At 65.3% G+C, this 19,014-nt stretch carries 4 protein-coding genes; 2 read left to right on the top strand and 2 right to left on the bottom strand.

Features of this window, described 5'->3' with window-relative positions; all coding sequences use genetic code 11:
• Window positions 1–272 precede the first annotated feature (272 nt).
• Window positions 273–1,028, top strand: a complete 756-nt coding sequence (locus AC1RDJ_RS05705) for an NF038120 family PEP-CTERM protein (RefSeq protein ID WP_493026855.1) — start codon at window positions 273–275, stop codon at window positions 1,026–1,028.
• Window positions 1,029–1,054: 26 nt separating this feature from the next.
• Window positions 1,055–4,144, top strand: a complete 3,090-nt coding sequence (locus tag AC1RDJ_RS05700; RefSeq protein ID WP_493026854.1) for a S8 family serine peptidase — start codon at window positions 1,055–1,057, stop codon at window positions 4,142–4,144.
• Between the two features lie 907 nt (window positions 4,145–5,051).
• Here AC1RDJ_RS05700 and AC1RDJ_RS05695 read toward each other — a convergent pair.
• Both AC1RDJ_RS05695 and AC1RDJ_RS05690 read right to left on the bottom strand, forming a co-directional pair.
• Entirely contained in the window at window positions 5,052–5,825 is a 774-nt protein-coding gene (locus AC1RDJ_RS05695) for an RNA polymerase sigma factor (RefSeq protein WP_493026853.1), read from the bottom strand.
• A gap of 86 nt (window positions 5,826–5,911) precedes the next feature.
• Window positions 5,912–18,847, bottom strand: coding sequence for a filamentous hemagglutinin family protein (locus tag AC1RDJ_RS05690; protein ID WP_493026852.1), 12,936 nt, complete (start codon window positions 18,845–18,847; stop codon window positions 5,912–5,914).
• Window positions 18,848–19,014 lie beyond the last annotated feature (167 nt).

Below are 19,014 nucleotides of genomic sequence, written 5' to 3'. Positions count from 1 at the left end.
ACATCTTGTACGAAATACCCGAACGCAAAAAAAATGTCGTTTTTTTTCTACAACTTACATTTATTTTTTATCTACTATTGGTTACTGCAAGAATGATAATTGCTAACATGCAAGTAATGACGTGTTTTCTTTTTCGCACCAACCATTAAAAAAAACACACTTAAATATCATTATGGATATAGTTTACCAAGTCCAACATTTGCTGGACGACATGTTATTCGCACCCATCCGGCGCGCGCTAACCATCAAAAACTATCACCATAGGGATGAACATGAATCACTCTGCCTACCGATTTACTTTGCCTGACATCGATGCCGGCTCCCCACTTTACAAAAGTCTGGCCGGCGCCGTGTTTTGCTCGCTTACTACCCTGGCTCCCGTCGTACACGCCGATGTAATTGATTTCGAAGGACTCGGCAATGACCTGATTTTCAGCGGCAGCAGCATCGAACAGCGTGGCTTGCGGCTCAGCGGTTCCGACTTCAATGGCGCCAGTGGAGCGCTGGTAGGCGCCGTCATCGACGGCAGCGACAGCGGGTTTTGCAGCGCTCTCAGCTGCCCTGCGGGCAACGCCGGTAATTACTATGGCAGTTTGAACGACGGCATACTCGGTATTCATGGCTTACAAGGCGGCAGTACATTCAAGGTACAGAACTTCGACGCCAGCTTTATTGGCAGCGGCGGCAGTCTTCCTGTGCTGGCCGGGCGCCTGGTCGTGCAGGGTTTCTATGGCAATGGCCTGTCTCTGTCGCAAACGTTCGACCTGGCCGGCCCCGGCAAGAATGGGCTATCTTTTAAGCAATACAGTTTCAATAGCGCCATGAGCGCACTCAGCTTCAGTGGCATGCAAATGTTTACCCTCAGTTGCGATTCAAGCGGCGCGTGCAACGGCCTTGGCAACAATCAGGGACAGTTTGCCCTCGACAATCTTAACTTCAGCATCAGCGCCGTACCGGAAGCATCGACCTACACGATGCTCTTGCTGGGCCTGGCAGGCATCGCTGCCGTCGCACGTCGCCGCGCCTGATTCAATCCATACACCGAGGATAAACCATGCAATTACGCCCTATCTGCCTTGCCATCGCCGTGCTGCTTTGCAGCATATCCAGCGTCAACGCCGCCCCTTCTGACGGAGATGACGTACGTCGCTCATACATCGTGCAATTGAAAGCGGAACCACTGGCCACCTATACCGGTGGCATCGATGGCTTACCCGCCACCAAGCCAGCTCCCGGCGAGCGCCTGGATATCAACAGCAGCAATGCCCAGCAATATGCCAGTTACTTGGAAGGAAAACTCCAGGCCGTTCTAGCCATCGTGGCCGACGCGCCTGTCCAACATCAATACATGGCCGTGCTGAACGGCTTTGCCGCCATGCTGACGGATAGCGAAGTGCTGCAATTGAAAGCCAGCGACGATGTCGCCAGCATCAAGGCCGATGTGGCACAAGCGGCGCAAACGGTTAGCACACCCACATTTCTGGGGCTGGACCAACCCGATGGTTTATGGAGCAAGCTGGGCGGGCGCGCGCACGCGGGCGAGGACATCGTGGTTGGCATTATCGATAGCGGCGTCTGGCCGGAAAATCCTGCCTTTGCCGACCGCATCGACGCCAGTGGCGCACCGACCTTTGACCCAGGCGCTACGCTCGCCTACGGCGCGCCGCCAGCCAGCTGGAAAGGCATATGCCAGACGGGAGACGGATTTACAGCCGACCACTGCAATAATAAACTGATAGGTGCACGCTATTTCGACAGTACCTTCAGGGCGAACTACCCTGTCATGCACTGGAGTGACTTCCGCTCACCCCGGGATTCGCTGGGTGACCCCGTTGGCAAAGGGGGCCACGGCACTCATACCGCCACTACTGCGGCTGGCAATAGCCTGGCGGGCAGCGGCCTTATCAATATCTCGGGCATGGCGCCGCGCGCGCGGATATCCACCTACAAGGTATGCTGGACGTATCCAACGGCAGCTGTTGCAGGCAAAAATACATGCTATGGAGCCGACTCTGTGGCTGCAGTCGAGCAAGCCATCATCGACGGCGTGAATGTACTTAACTTCTCGATCAGCGGTGGCGAAAAAATCGATGACGTTGTGGAGCTGGCCTTCTTGCGTGCGGCCAGCGCAGGCGTGTTTGTTGCCGCTTCGGGCGGCAACAGTGGGCCGTCCAATGAAGTCGCGCATGTCAGCCCATGGTTGATCACGGTGGCGGCATCGACGCATGATCGGGGTCAGGGCACGGCCAGCGTGCTATTGGCCGATGGCAAACAATATCAGGGTGCCTCAGGCAATGTCGCCGCACTGCCCCAGAAAACGCTGATCCGCGCGGAAGATGCAGGCCTGGCCGGTGCCGACGCCGTCAAGCTGGCGCGTTGCTACAGCAGCACGGAAAATGCCGGGGTAGCCCTGCTCGATCCGGCCAAGGCGGCAGGCAAGGTTGTCGTATGCGCACGCGGGGCGAATGCCCGCGTGGACAAGAGTTATGCCGTTCGGGAAGCCGGCGGCGTGGGCATGGTGATGGTTGACAATGGTGCCGGCTTGGTCGCGGAAATACACGCCGTCCCTACGGTGCACATGACTGCTGCGGACGGCGCACTGATCCGTACTTATGCCGGCACCGCCAACGCGGCTGCCGCCCTCTCGGCGGCCAGCTTCGGCAAAAACCCGTCGGCCTCCCCCGTCGTCGCCGATTTTTCCTCGCGCGGACCCAACAGGTACGACGGTAATGTGCTCAAACCCGATCTCACCGCTCCGGGCGTCAATGTACTGGCGGGCTACACGCCAGGCATGACGAAAGCCGAGCATGCGTCCATCGTTGCCGGCACCATCGTACCGCCAGCCAGCTGGCAATTCTTGCAAGGCACCTCCATGTCCAGTCCCCATGTGGCCGGTCTGGCCGCCCTGCTGCGCCAGCAATACCCTAGCTGGTCTCCTGCCGCCATCAAATCGGCGCTGATAACCACGGCCAGCGCCACGCATGCCGATATCCAGGAGCGCGATGCGCGCGGCATCTTGCCTTTCGGCCAAGGCGCAGGTCACGTCGTTCCAAACCTGGCGTCCGATCCTGGTCTGGTATACGACATAACGCCAGCCGACTACCAGAAATATGTCTGTGAAATGGGTATCGGCAAGGGTTGCACAGCAGTCGACAAGGCAGGCCTGAACCTGAACCTGCCGTCGATTTCCGTGAGCAATGTGTACATTCGGCAAACCGTCAAGCGCACGGTAACCAATGTGGCTACCGCTGCGGCAACGTATGTCGCCAGCGCGTCGCTGAACGGCTACGATGTGCTCATCGTACCGGCCAGCCTGAGCCTTCAGCCTGGCGAAAGCAAGTCCTTCGACGTGACCCTGACGCGTACCAGCACGCCAACCAATACCTGGCAATTCGGCGCACTGGAATGGAGCGATGGCCAACACAAGGTACGCAGCCCCTTGGTGGCACGCTCACAGTTGCTGGAAGTGCCGCCCTTGATCAGCTCGGACAAACCCGCGGCTACGCGCCTGCTGGGCGTGACCAGCGCCATCAGCGGCCCCATGACGGCAGCCATTGCCGGGTTCAGCGAAGTCAAACGCATTCCGCTGACGCTCACCCAGGGAATTCAGGCCGACTTGGCGACCGTAGTCAGCAATGTAGAGGCATGCGTCGCCAAAAGCGCAGGTACCTTGCTGGTGCCGTTTGTCGTCAGCACCGGCACGGCCGCGGTACGCTTTGAAACGTTTGACCGCGATACTGGCACCGGCAAAGGCGATGACATCGACATGCTCATTCTGGACAGCAATGGCGTACGCCAAGGTTACAGCGGTAGATCGAGCAGCAATGAAAGCCTGACGATCAGCAATCCAGCGCCGGGCAGCTACAACGTTTGCCTGGTTGGCTACAAAATTGCCAATGGCGTCTCCACGAACCTTTCCCTGTCCCAGGCCATCGTCAAGCGCGGCGACGTCGGCGGCAACCTGAAAGCGGGCGCTCCGGGCCAGGTCTATCCCGCAGGCAAAGCGACCGTGGGCCTGAGCTGGTCCGGTCTCGACGCCGGCAAACGCTATCTGGGCGCGGTGCAATGGCTGGACAGCAAGGGCGTCGTGGCAGGCACCACCGTGCTGGCCGTGGACCCGAAAAATGCGCCCATCATCCCTTAAACTAGCTGTGCGCCGCAATGCCTGACCGCCATCGCGGCAGTTTGGCATGAGGCCGGCGGTATGCCTGCAATGGCGTACCGCCGTTTTGCGTTCTATCCGTTCAATCGTTCAATCGTTCAATCGTTCGGCAGCCATTCTTGCCTCCCTCCCACACACAGCCTGAGACCGGCTCACGCCGCACAAACGCTTGGCATGCGCGCCCTGTCGCAGCAAGCGCTCCCCTCGGCAGGATCAAGTCTTGAATATCTCGCGCCACCGCGCCAGGAAGTAAGCCGCCGACGGGATCGGCTGCAGCGCCTGCTTCGGCGCCACCGGTACCAGCCATCGACACCTGCACGAAGAGGTGGTTTGCTGTATACCGTCCCGGGGCGCGCGTTGTAGGTCTGGCGGGCCAGTTTGAGATTCGCCCAGTTGAATCGCCACCCGTAGCTTAGACTCTTCTGATCCATGGTTCTCGGACGATGAAAAACCGATGGATCGTGTTGCGGCCTGGGTATGCTGCCAGGCGCTTGGCGTGCGATCTCGTAACTGCCTGATCCACCAACGAGATCTGGCCTGGCCTGTCTATCTCCCCTGCCCTGCAGAGACTCCTGCCGCGACCTAGCAAAAGCAGGCTTTCCCTGGCTATCGCTGCCGGCGAAGGATGGCATAGCTGACCGAAGCAGCAGCAGAGCGCCTGCTTGTTAACGCTGGAAGCGCATAGTTGCTTGCGTGAAACTCATGCACATGATCGGCGAAGGTCGGTTCGCAATGGTTCGCACAGTGATGACGTCGTTCGCCGACCACTTTGTGCGCTGGCAGGCCAGGTCCGTCCAGTGTGAGAGCTCAAGTGCCATGCCGGGAAAATTTCACCCACCGATCAACAAGGCGACAGAACCATTGTGATAACACCTTTGAAGCCGCTGCGTTACTGGCTATTGCCGCTGCTCCTCTGGCGGTGATCAAGCCGCGTCATGCGAGGGATTTCGCCAACGGGCTTGATTTGTTGAACAAAACGGAACAGGTCGGTAGCTGGGAGTTGCCACGCCAGCGCAGTGGACTCGGCGGCGAGCACCTTGGTCTGCCAGTGGCGCGAGAAACCCCGCCGGGGCTGGCTGATGCCCCCGAGCACGGGCTGTCCGGTTTCACGGGCGCAATGATCCAGGGCCTGGCGCAGCATCGTATCGACATTGGTCAGGGAAACCTGATACTCGTCTGCCACCTCCTGGCGCGTTTTTTCTTCTATTCTCAGGGCGAGCAGCACGGAACGGTGTCGGTACGGCATGCGCTGCATCGCGCGCTCGACCGCGGCCAGGTCCGAGCGGACCAGCGCAATCAGGTCCGGACCGGGGGCCGGATCCGTCAAGTATTCGACCGCCGCCTCGTCGTCGTACTGCGACGACCGCTTGCCGCGCAGCTGGTCCATCGCCACGTTGCACGCCACCCGGTAGACATAGGCGTTCGGGTTTTGCACGTATACCGGGGTGCTGGCATCCGCCAGCCGCAGCCAGGCGTCGTGCAGGCAATCGCTGGCCAGGTCCGCGCAACCGAGATTGCGCAGCAATCGGCGGTGCAGGCGGGCGTAGTTCGCCGCCAGGAAATCGCGCAGCACGATGCCTGGGCCATTTTCGCCAAACGACGCTGCTGCGAGCGCATCGGCAGTATTGGAGGCCTCCAGGCCATCCAGGGTACTCGGGTTCATGACGTCTACCTCGGTGTTCGGCTGCAAGAATGGGGGGAGCGCCCCGGCCTGTCCCCTGCACGGGGCAGGAAACAGGCGGGCATGCGCTACATGCCGCTGGACTGGCGCTCCTGCTGCAACTGGTGCAGTTGCTCCGGGCTCAGCCGCGCAAGCTGCTTGGCGTCAAAATCCCGCCCCACGCCAAGGAACTGCACCGGATTGGCAGGATCGTAGGGAACGCCGCGGGCGGACTGCAAGCCGGCCCGCGGTGGCGGCGGTGCTTCCGCCTCTCCCTCCATGGGCTCGTTGCCAAAGCCGAGCAGGCGTACCGTGAAGATCGACGGCAGGTTTTGGCGCGTCGTCGCGCGTTCGCGCTGCAGTACGTCCTGCGCGGCGGCCGTCGCTTGCGACGCTGCCGCACTTGCATTGCTCAATGCGCCGACGTTCACCGCCGCAATGGCCGGCATGCCCGTCGACTCGCCCTTGACGGCGATGTTGGCCGCATTGAGCACTTGCAGGGCCGCCAGGTTCACATTGCCCGACACCCGGATTCCCGCTTCGCCCGCGTCGATGGTGCCCAGGGGCGCGATCAGGTCGATATCGCCGGCCGGCACTTCCGGAATCGGCGCCAGCGTCGCAATCCCCGCGCCCGTGCTGGGCACCGACGACGACAGCCTGACGTTGCCCCACTGGTCATACACGCGCTTGGGCGGCGTGTACACGATGGTGGTCTTGGAACCGCGTCCCGCGTTGATGTCGCCTTCGGCCGACCAGCCCATGACGTGGCCGCCGAAGGTGGTCATGATGCGGCTCTGGCCCAGCAGGATGCTGCCCAGCGCATACAGCGCGATGTCGCCCTGGCCCTGGGTGATGACGCCGGGAATGACGCCCGCCACGGCCACGGGCGCCGTCCCCTCGATTCCGTAAACCTGCTTGCCGCCCGGGGTGAGCATGGTGATGTCGCCGCCGAACAGGGTGTTGACTCCAGCGGCGCCGTACATCGTGATGTCGCCCTGGTAGACGGTCTTGCGGCCCTGCGCATCCTGCGCCGGGAACAGCGCCGCGATGGCATTGCGGCCCCGCAGATAGCTGCCGGCGCGGGGACTGCCGGCATCGTTGTACTCGCGGCCGCCGGCCTTCAGTTCGGCAAAGTACACATTGCGCGCATACACGCGCTGCTGCTCGGGGGCCAGCGCGTCATAGAAGGCCTGCGCGTCGCCCGCCGCGCCCGCATAGGCGTGGCGATCGCGCAGCCAGTTCACCAGGTGCAGCTGGCCGGTCTGGACATAGTCCTGGCGCAGGTCGCGCCGGGGCTGGTCGGCGGCGGCATCGCGCCTGGCCTGCAACGCGGCCAGGAAGGCGTCCGCGCCGGCCTCGTCGCCCGTGTAGCCATGCTGTTCGCGCAGCCATCCGGCCATGGTCAGTTCCCGGTTGTAGAGGTAAGGCACCTTGCCGGGCTGGCTGGCCAGCGCAGCGCCGCTGTCCGCCAGATTGCCCGGGCTCAGGTAGCGCCGGCCAAAGCCTGCGTAGTCCGGTCCTGCGGGGCCCACGCCCGCCTGCATGACGATGCTGGCACCCGGACGCAGGTCTCCTGCAGCGACGGGACCGAGGCTCACGACCGAGGCCTTGTCTTCCATCAGGAGGTTGCGCCCCGCAGAGATTTCCAGCGTGCCGGGACCGGCGACGTTGAAGGAGCTGTAGAGAATGTCGCGTCCGGCGGAAACGACAGACACGTCGTTGGGGGCGTTGTGGACGAACAGATTGCCACGGCTTTCCCCAATGGAACCCACGCTGTCCTCCGTGGTGGAGCTGATGACGCTCGGATAGATGGTAGGCAAGCCCAGGGCGGTGCCTGAACTGACGATGTCCCGCCCCGCCCGCATCCACACGGGACCTGCGGACTCATGGCGGACTTGCCCCAGCCGCGAACCGCCGAGCGTCAGGATTTCACCGCTGCGCAAACCAACGATGTCACCATGCAAGGCGTAAAACCTGGCCGGCGTTGCCTGGGCATCGGGACGTGCCGGATCGGCCGGCGTGCGGAAGGCAAACAAGGAGAATCCGGCACTAATGGAAGACGATGTGGCGTCGCTGCCGAGGTTGTTGACATCGGCATCCGAAGCACCGGTCTTGCCAATAAAGGCCGGCGCGAACGGTGTCGGCATGGAGCCCGGGCTTTCACCCGACTGGTTGAGCGCATAGCCACTGGCGTAGATCGAGTCCCCGGCCAGCATTGCCAGCCGTTCCTGGCTCGACGGCGCCAGCAGCAGCGAATACGCCGGAGCGTTCGGTGGCGGGGCACTGCCCAATGCGGACGGGCCCAGATAGATACTGCCGTTGGCGGCCACCGCGCCCAGCTTGGACGGGAAAATGAAGCGCCCGTCCGACGGGGAGTAGTTCAACCCTGCTGTGGGAGTGCTGCCGGCACTCGCGCCTAGCGACACGGTCTGCACGCTGGGCGTCAGGCTGCCGCCTGCGGAGAACAGGTCGATGGCGGTGCGCCCCGTCCACAACGAGAACCAGGTGACCCCATCGGTCCCGTCGTTCTTGCCGTTGTAATTGAACGCCTGGGTGTTCTCGGTAGAAATACGTCCCGGGTCGCCCGCTCCCGCCAGCACCAGGTCGCCCCGCGTCGACAGGCTGGCCGTGGCATCGCCCAGCATCAGGGTGATCCCGCCGGTGGCCGTGCCCACGCTTGCGGCATAGGGCGAGTAAGCCCGGCTTTCCTTGGCATCCTGCTCTCCACGCAAACTGCCATAGTTCAGGGCGATACCGCCTAGGCTGCCTGCCTGCAGGTTCAAGGCGCCGCGCAGGTTGGTCAGCACGCCGTTGAGGCTGAGTTCCTGGTCCTTGTAGTCGGCGGACAGCATGCTGCTGGTGTTGCTGACGCGACTCGCGCGAGCGTCCAGTCCGGGATTCAAATCGCCGCCGATGCGCACATCCAGGTCGCCGCCTCCCGTCAGCAGCAATTGGCCGTCGACTACCCGCCCGGTGCTGCCCACCGCCAGCACCAGGCCTTCGCTGCGCGGCGCTCTCGCCAGGGTGCCGCGGCGCGCCAGCATGCCGCCATCGCTGCCCAGGTCCAGGGTGAGGTTGCCGCCGCCCAGGGTGCCGATACCGGTGAAACCCACCAGGCGTGGCAGCAGTTCTATCTGTGCCCGGTCCTCGAACAGAAGGTTGGCGCCGGCGCTTCCCTTCACATACGTGCCAAAGTTGATCCACCAACTGGTGGGTATGGGCGCAACACCGGCGGTGTTGCCCGTGCCTTGACGCCACAGCCAGTTCCCCAGCCTGTCACTGGCGAGCTGCGCGCGACCGTCATTGGCCATGGCCTGGCCTGTGCGTGGCGCCCAGACGTTGCCCGTCAGGCTGGCGCCCGTGCGCAACAGCAGGTTGCCGCCCCCGTCGGGATACCAGGCGGCATATGGGCTGGCGGCGTCTTCATTGACCAGGGCTTCATGCGCCTTGGCGGCGCTGCCCAGCACCGTGCCATCGGCCGCCGTGGCGCGGGGCCGGTTGAAGTCGGCAGCGGCAGTACCGGCGCGCGCAGCGCTGGAGGCGCCTGCGGTATAGACGCCGTAGGGCGATTGCATCGACACCTTGCCTGCGGCGATCAGGTCCAGGTCACCGGTGCCCGTGCGCAGCACGCTGAAATGCTGGCTCACCGGCGAAACCAGTTTGACCTCGCCGACGATCACCTGCTCCGGTATAGCCGGCGTAGGTTCGCCCAGGGCAATGCAGAAACCTGGCTCGCTGCATGAAGATTCATCGTCGGGAAATACCGGCTGGCCGGGCACCTTGTCGAAAAGTTCACCGAGCTCGTCCCACACGTACTTGATGCGCACGCACACGCCCGGCTCCTCGCAGGAACCCGCGTCGATGTCCGCCACCGGCGTACCCGGCTTGACGCCGAACAGTTCTTCGCCAAGCTGGTCCCAGTACCAGGCGCCGCCCGGCTGGGCGGGTCTTCCCGGGATGATTTTCTTGTCATGGGTTTCGTAGATGCCATAGTGCGTGTCGGCCAGGGTCAGGTCGCCGGCAAAGGACGGCTTGATCGAGCGGGTGTCGGCCGCCTGGGTATCGGCGCCCGACACCAGGCGCAACGACCACGACTGCGAACCTTCGGCCAGCATCGGCGCCACGGCCCAGTTCTGCCGCGCCACGGCGCCCGTCGCGGTGCGCAAGGGCACGGACAGTGCGCCATCGGGCAACTTGACGTCCGTGCCGAAAGGAATCAGCGCACCCACGTGGAGTGCCAGGTTGCCGGCCAGCAGCACGCCGTCGGCCGCGCTGCCCGTCACGGAACCACGGCTGGGCAATGGCACGCCCGCCGGCCAGGTCATGGCGCGCAGCGAGGCGGCGCCCGCCAGCAAGGTGCCCGCGTCCAGCCGCGTGCCGGCGGCCAGCACGACGGCTTGCTGCAACAGGGTGCCGGCGGCATACAGCAGCTTGCCGGTGCTGTCGTGCACGGCCGCGCTCAACACGGTGTTGGCCGGTACGCTCCATGGGGCATCGAGGATGCCTGCGGCGGGCAGCACCGTGCCCTGGGCCAGCATGGTGGCCTGGATAGGCAGCGGATAGTTAAGGATCTTGCCAGTGGGGAATGCACTGCCATTAGCCAGCACGACGCCAGGCCCGGGCACGACCACATCGCTGCCGAACCCTTGCAGGCCGGGTGTCAGCACCCAGCCCTTATCGTCCGGAGTGGCCGGCGGCGGGGCAAAACCGTCGTTGATGCTGCCGTAGATGTCCAGGTTGCCACCGGCGCGCACCACCAGGCTGCCCACCTCGCCCGAGCCGTAAACCGAGGTCTTCGGCGTGTTGGGATTGACGCTGGCATAGCGCATGCCCGACAGGTCCAGGTCGCCACTGACAACCAGATCGCCTTCCGTGACGATTTCAATGCCGGGGCGCAGGCGGAAGGCATCGCGGTAACTGCCGTTGTTCAAGCCAGCCAGCTTGCCTTTCATCAGCACGTCGTTGCCCAGGGCCTTGTTGATGAAGGTAGTGCCGAGCGCGTGTTTTTCATCGAGGTAATGCTGGTCGATGAGCTGATACGGGCGGCCGCTGGCCGACGGCGCGGTGCCGGCGGGCGCGTCGGTGTAACGGGCCACGGCATTGAGCGCGATGGAGCGGGCGCCCAGGATAGTGACACGCCCGGCCGCATCGATGGCCACGTCATCGGCATGCAGCCGTGGCGCGTTCAGCTCCAGGGTGCCGCGGGCCAGGCCGTCGTATTGCCCCGGCCGGTTGCCCGGGGCGGCTGCCGTGCCGTGACGCAAGTCGATGCGCACGCCGTCGGCCAGGGTCAGCTGGCCGTCGCCACTGTTGAGTTCGACCACCGCACGGTTGGGTGCGTCGATGATCTTGCCGTAGCTGTCGACGCGTAATAGCGTGCCGTGGGCATCGAGCACGGCGCTGCCGGCGAGGGTCAGGCCCTGCTTGCCGGCCAGGCGTATGCTGCCGACCCGTTCGCCGCTGGCGTCGATGGTGCCCGTCACCGTCAGGCTGCCGTTATCCAGCGACACATTGACCTGGCTGGCCTTGAGTTCATTGCCGATCTGCAGGTCGCCCTGCTTGAGCTGGAGGCTGCGCGCGCCAAACACCTGCCCCTGGTTCAGGCGCTGGTTCAGCGCGGCGAAATCCCCCACCCGCTGCGCGCGGATGTCCACCCCGCCCGCCTTGTACGGCACCAGGGTGCCGCCCGCATCGGAATAACCGCTGCCGGCGGCGCGGATTTGCCCTTGCAGGTCGATCTGCCCCGCGTTGGCGTCCTCGGCCACGGCCTTGAGCAAGCCGCCCTGGTTGGACTGGGCCGACAGGTCGATCAGCGCGCCGGCCGCCTGGCGGATGTTGCCGTGCCGGCTCTCCAGGATCACGTCGCCGCCCCAGCTGTATTTGCTGACGTCGTTGATCTGCACCTTGCGGCCGCTGAGGTCCAGGCGCGAAGCGGCGCCCAGGGTCAATTCTTCATCGGCGCCCAGGGTCAATTTTCCACTCGGCAGCACCACCGCCGTGTCGAGGGCCAGGCTGCGTCCGGACAGCAGCAGCTCGGCGCCCAGCGCGTCGATGGCCGCCGCATCGACCGGCGCAGTGCCGCCGGCCGGGGCCGCGACGGTCACCGCGCCACCGGCGGTGATGCGGTTGACGGAACCGGCTTCGCCCGTGAGCAAAGGCGTGCTGATGGCCAGGTTGCCGCCGCTGTACGCAAAGCCCGTGCCCGCTGCATAGGCGCCCTGGGACTGATGCACGGCCAGGCTGCCTTTATGGTTGGCCGTGATGCGTTCGCTGGCGTTGAGCCTGACGTTGGCAAAGCCCAGGGTCATGCGGCCATTGCTGGCAACACTGTCGGGCTGGGCGTTGCGGCCATAGCCGAATTCGATGCGCCGGGCCTGCAGCTCCAGGGTGCCGCTGCCCGTGCCCGCGCCATTGCCGATCACGGACGGCGGCGCGCCGGTGTCGCCACCCCACACGAGGGTGCCGGTCTGGATCAGCGCCACATCGCCCGCGTTGCCGTCACCGTAGATCGCCGGGGTGGTCAACAGCAGCTGGTCGAGCAGCGACTTGCCCGAACCGTCCAGCGTGCTGAGGGTCGTGCTGCCATAAAAGTTCAAGGACTGTCCGGCGGTCAGCGCCAGGCTTTGCAGGGCCGGCGCGCCGCGGGAAGTGTCGCCGCGCAGCAGCCGGTCCATCACTTGCTGGTTCAGGGTCAGGCCCGACGGCAGCACGCCCCGCGCGGCAGCGTCGGCCAGCGCCTCGGCGCCGCCGACGTTGATACCGCCCACCGCCAGCGCCAGGTGGCGGGTGCCGAAGCGCACGCCGTCGTTCAAGGCAAACCGGTTGCTGGTGGCAAAGGCAATCGAGCCGTCCGAATACAGCGACGTTTCGCCGCTGCAGGCAGCTGCATTGCACTGGCCGACCAGGATGCTGCCCGGTCCGATAAAACCATTGCCATTGACGGGGGCCAGCATTTGCAAGCGCCCGTTGGAGACGGCCAGCACACTCCTGATGCCTGGCCGATAGATAAAACCATCATCCGTATCATAGGCGGCCTTGCCGCGGCCCACAGTATTGATCGAGGCGCCTTGCTCGACTGTTATGGCCCCCGCGGACCTGCCCGTCACCAGGAACACTTCCGGCGCCGCCAGGGTTGCGCCCTCGCGCACGGACACGGAATTGGCGATCGTGCCTCCCTTGTCGAATTCCGCGAAATTGCCGCCCTGGCCATACATCACCGTCATTTCGCCGCCCACCACCAGACGGGCAGCACCCAGGGCATTGAGGTCGCTGGCGCGCACGGACACCATCGACGGCGCCGTACTGGCCCGGGCGCCGTCGGCAATCACTTCCAGATCGCCGCTGGACAACAGCGACACTGTGGCGCCAAACCCATTTTCGGCGGGTTTGAAACGCCCTTCCCCGCCAAAGGCAAGCCCCAGACCTTGTTGACCGTCAAGCAGCTGCAACTTCAGCGTTTTGGCGTCTGCCTCGAGTGCGGCCCGCGGCACGCCCAGCCGAAGCGCATCGGCGCGCACGAACTCCGCATAGCGGGTTTCGTTGTACTGGGAATAGCTGCGCAATACCTGTGCGGGGGTGATGATCACCTGGCTGGCCAGGCTGTCGCGTATGCCCGTACGCGCAATGGACAGCACGCCTTCGCTTGACCAGGAGCCGTTGTTCATGGCCGACGCATGCGGCGTGGTGCCAGGGGCGAAGGCGGGCGCCAGGCCGTTGATCTCGACACGGAAGGCACCCGGCAGCAAGGCGTACGTGGACGGCAGCAAGGTGTAGGTGCCTGCCGCCAGGCCGGGAACCCCGGCGCCGATGCTGATCTGCTGCCCCGCCAACGGCTGGCTCGCCCCCGCTTCGCCGCCGCTGGGCGCTACGCCTGCCTGGGCGCCGGGGACAATGGCGTAGACGGGGTTGGTGGCCAGCGCCGGCAAGACCAGGCGCCCATCCTTGCCCACTTGTACCAGCGGGTGGTAGCGCGCATCGGTGGAACCGCCCCGTCCGGAAACAAACGCCGCGCCGAGCAATTCGCCGCCACCGGACAGGTCCAGCACCGCGTCTGGCAGCACATTGAGCGAGCGTCCCGTCAGTTGCACGCCCACGGCCAGGCTGCCCGTGCCGTAAGTGCCGCCGACGCCCAGCAACTCCACCTGCTTGCCGTCATAGCGCCAGGTCACGCCGTCGACCGTGCCGCCATACGGCAGCACCAGCCCGCCGGCGCCGACGGAGGTCAGGCTGCCCGGCAACAGGCTGATCACATTGGTGGCGTGACGGATGTCCGCACCGACGCCCAGGCTGAGCTTGCCCATGGGGGCCCGCAGCACCCCACCTTGTTCAATCGTCGAGGCACTCAGCAATAAGCTGCCGAACACGGAATACGGTTGCGCCGGGGCCGTACTGCCGACCCTGCCGATGCGCAAGGTACGCGCCGGGTCAAAGTCGCTGTTGGCGCCCACGTTGCCAGCCGTGACCTCGGCAATGGCCCCCGTCGCGGGGTAGATTTGCGCCGCCGTCAGGTTCAGGTCGGCCTGGGTGGTCAGGCTGGTCTGGGTCTTGCTGGAGCTGCGCGCCAGGAAGCGCATGTCGCCCTGGCTGACCAGCTCAGTCTGGTCGAAGGCGCGGCGGTCGATGCCATCGGCCAAGGCTTTGGAACGCGCGGCATGGGCGCCGACGCTGACGCCGTCACGCAGCTCCAGCACGTTGGCCGCCTCCACCCGCAATACGCCGGCCGCGTCCTGCGTGGAAACGCCGCCCTGGACCGTCGGGCGCACGGCGCTGTCGACGCTGTTCTGGCTATTGTTGCCAACGCCGGCCAGCCGCACATGCGGCGCCGCCAGCCGCACCTGGGACTGCCGGGCCGCGCCATCGGCCAGGGCCATGGCTCCCGCGTACAGGCTCAGGCTCTGCCCCAGGCGCAGCGACACGTCGCCGTCAAAGCTGATCAGGCCATTGCTCAGCAGCGAAAGGTTATCGAAGCCGCCCGCCTTGACCTGGCTGGCCGCCAGCCGGCCATGGCCGTAGGCCAGGCTGCCGGCGGCGGATTCGGGGGTACTACCGTTCGGCAACGACGAAGCGGGGTCGGCTGCGCTGACGATCCATTCACGGGCTTGCCGCACGCGGGCCGTGGCCGCATCGATGTAGAGCGGCGCTTCCAGGGCCAGGCTCAGGCTGCCGCCGGCCGCCCCCGCACCGCCGCTGTTGGCCACGAGCGTGCCGTCCAGGTACACGCCATTATTGGACGCGAGGGAAATGCTGCCGCCACGACTGGCGACCACGCTCGGGCCGCCGGCGCCGGGCAGGTCCAGCACCGCATGACTGCCCGAGGCGTCAAGGCGCGCGCCTTCGCGCACCACCACGAACAGGTTGGCCGCATCGGCGATCCCGGTGGCGGCATCGACCGCCCCGCCGATCGCTATATTGCCGCCCGGCCCCACCGTGCCGTAGTGCCGGCCCAGGCTGTCCACCGCGGTGACGGCACGCGCAGCCACATCGAGCACCGCCTGCTCACCGACCCAGATCGAACGGCCATGGCCCTGGGCTTCCACGCTGTCAGACACGGTGGGCTGCACGCTGACGCCGCCCAGGGCGATGCTGCCGCCCCAGGCGTTCAGGGTGCCGTCCACGCTCAACTGGCCTATGCTGCGCACGCTGATGGACTGGCCCGGGTCGACGCTGATCCGGGCACCCTGGCCGATGCGCGCCTGCGCCGTCGCCATCTGCGCGGCCGTCGACCACAGCGAGGTGCCCGCTTGCAGATTCAGGCTCGCCCCCTTGCGCGAGGTCAACTGGCCCTTGGCGGGGTTTTCCTGGTACTGGGGCGGCATCCAGATGTCCAGCGCACTGCGCGGACCGGCGCCGCCCGGCACCTCCTGCGCGCTTGCATTGAAACGGTACACGGGTGCTGTCACGTCGACCTGCGTGCCATCGGCCACCAGCAAGCCGGTATTGCCGGTGATGTCATACGCGCCAAAACCCTTGTTGAAGAAGTCGCCGCCAAGCAGCAAGGTCCCCGCCTGCGGCGCGACGGCCTGATCGCTGATCAGCACCTTGCCGGCCTGCACGCTCAGGCGCCCGCCGCCACTGACGCCGTAGCCGAGCAGCTCGCCGTTCAATACCAGATTGCCCAGGCTGCTGGGGGTGCCGGCGTTGGCGGCCAGCGTCAGGTTGCCGCCCTTGCCTGCGGAAGCCCGGCCTGCGGCATCGAGTGCCGCACCGGAGGACACATCCACCCGGCTGCCGGCCGCCAGGATCACGTTGCCGCTGCTGCGCAAGGCCACGCTACCGCCGTTGAGGTAAGGCAAACGGCTGCCATCACCGGCATCGGGCAACTGGTTGCTCCACAGCCCGCTGGCATCGAGCGTCACCCCTTGCGCCACCGTCACGCCCGCCGCCGTTTCCGCCGGCGCGGCAAGCAGCGTATCCTGGACCTGCAAATTGTTGCCGATCTGGTTCAGTACATTGCCCAGCCGGATCGTGCCGCCATGGCTCGTCAGGTCGGCGTTGACCTCCACCTTCGGCCCATACAGCGTGATTTCGCCCGCATGGCCCACGGCCAGGTCGTCCTGGACCGTGATGCTGTTGCGCGCCGCGATCTTGATCCCGCCCAGTCCGAAGCCGTTCCAGCGCTCGGTGTCGAGGAACAGCGTGCCTTGCCGCTCCTGCGGCAGCACGGTGTCCATGTCCAGGCCGGCGGCGACTTTGCGGACGTCCTTGCGCAGGATGACGTCCTGCAGCGTGCCCGCATCTGCCGTCAGCTGGTACTGCAGGGTGGCGCTGTCCTTGACGAAGTACGGCAGATATTTGCCGACTGCCAGCTGCCCGCCGCGCGCCACGGCCAGCTGCGACTGGTCGTATCCGTCGAGCCCGGCCTGCGCCGCCTGCGTCTGGCGGCTTCCCTGGAAGGTATTGCCCGCGATGTCGCCCTCGAGCACCGCGTTCTTCGTCCCGACCACCAGCACGCCCGCATCGCGGCCCACCGTGTAGCCGCTTTCCAGCCGGCTCTGCATGCCGATCAGCGGGTTGTAGTAATAGCCGGTCGCCTTCTCGCCCCAGCGTTCGTGCTTGTCCTCGAAGCCCTTGTAGACGCCCGTGTAGCGCTGGTCGCCCGGGGCCTGGCTGACTTCGTACAAGCGCCCATCGGCCCCCTTCAGCCAGGTCTGGCGGATGAAGCCGTTCTGCACATCGATCGTGCCGCCGGACAGGTTGATGTGCGATCCGGCCTGCGTGACCACCTCGTTGCCGCCGAAGTTCACCGTGCCGCCCTGCGCCATCCATTCGCCCACGGTGTGGCCCGCGGTGCCAAGATAGCCGCCCACCTCCAGCAGGCCGCCGGCCGTGTACCAGCGGTCGCTGTCGTAGCCGTTCGTGCCCTTGGGAACGAAGACGAGGCGGCGGCGGTCGATCCACGCGTCGTTGCTGCTGAGACTTTTGCCGTCCCGGTTGAGCGGGGCATCGCGCTGTTCGTTGCCCTGGATGTTGACTTCGACATTGTTGGACGCCATCGCCACATTCACGCCCACGGCACCGGACACATCGAGCATGGCACGCTCGCGCACCAGGCTGCGGCCCGCTGCGTTGACCACGATCTGGCCGCCCGTGGCGAGCGTGAGCGAGTCGCTCTGGAAGTCGACCGTGCCGCCGCTGGCAATCTCGATGCGGGACTGGTCGCGGCGATCGGCCAGGGCCACAATGTTGTCGGCGCTGGCCAGCACGGGGCTGCGCAGGCCCGCGCGCTGGCTGTCCAGGGCCGTCTTGCCGTCGTCCTCGATCAGCACGGCGGTGGCGGCGCCCTGTCCGAAAACCACCTTGCCGTCCGCGCCGAAGGCGTTCAGGTGCACGGTGCCGCGCGCGGTGACGCTGGTGGTGGCAAGGACGATGCCGTTTTGCTGGACGTCACGCCCCACCAGGGTCACGTCGCCCTCATGGGCCTGGATCAGACCGGTATTGCTGACCTTGCCGGCCAGCTTGTCGCCGCTGAACTGCGGCGTGACTTCGTTGCCGCGCGTGGTCGACGCCTGGTTGCCATCCGTGCCCACGCCCCTCTTGATGACGAAACTGTTGCCGGCCGCAAGCGTGGTCTGGCCTTTCAGCGTGGCGATGTCCCCCCCGTTGTGCACCTCCTTGCCGAGCAGCAGGACGTAGCCGCCCCCTTCGGTGGAAGTCTTCGGGGCCTGGGTGGCGATCCGGGCGCCGGACTGGATCTCTACCTTGCCCTGGGCATTGGTAAAGCTGGGCTGGCTGGCATTGGCCGTGTAGATGCCGCTGGTCTTGAACTGGCCGTCAACGATCTGGGCGGCGGCGGCGACGAGGTTGCGCGTATTGACCTGGCTGCTGCCATGGAAGACGATGCCGTTGCGGTTGACAATGAGCACCGTGCCATCGGCCTTGATCTGGCCCTGGATCTGCGAGGGGCGCGCATTCGGATCGTTGACGCGGTTGAGAACAGCCCACTCCTTCTGCTGCCTGAATTCGACCGTCGTATTGCGACCGACATTGAACGTCTCCCAGTTCAGGATAGCCTTGTCGGCCGTCTGTTCGATGGCGACGTTGCTGCGGCCGTCGACCTGGGAAAGCGTCGGGGCATTGGCGTTGTGCCAGCCTGCGCTCAGCGAATCGGTATCGATTTTCAAGCCACCCACGGTCATGCCGTCGGGAACGGATGCTCCGTTCGCTGCCGCCAGGCGGGCGGCAGCCTGGGCCGACTGCTGCGCCGCGATGCCGCGCGCGGCCAGGTTCAGGTTGCTGATGGAGCGCTGCAGTTGCTCGTTGGCCTTCTGCTGCTGTCCAAGCGGGCTCGTCAGGTTGGATGCGGGCAAGCCGTTGGGCAGCCGGCCCGTTTGCGACGCCGTGTCCCGGACCGCGCCCTTGTCGGCAAACCATGCCGGACTGAACGCGCGCTGCGCATGGGCCGGCACCGTCACCGCGCCGGCGGCCAGCGCCAGCGCGATGGCCCGCGCCAGCGGTGCCAGCCTGAATACCCGATCCTGCTTGCGTATCGTTTGATTTTCCCTGCCACTGCGCCCGCGTGTGTTCATGTAAGTTTCCGCCTGGTCATTGAGTCGATGCCGTCCGGCTGCCCGTCTCGCACCGGCCAGCCACATTCATGAAGGCTTTCTCCATCGCAGCCGAGTAGCGCCGGCGACAGGAAGGGCCCCTATGCAAGGGTGACGAACCGCACCACGCAAATACCGCAAACTTTTTT

The sequence above is a fragment of the Janthinobacterium sp. GW822-FHT07H10 genome, from assembly GCF_058798675.1.
The sequence above is the reverse complement of the archived record's forward strand: the minus strand, read 5'-3'. Positions and strand labels throughout refer to the sequence as shown.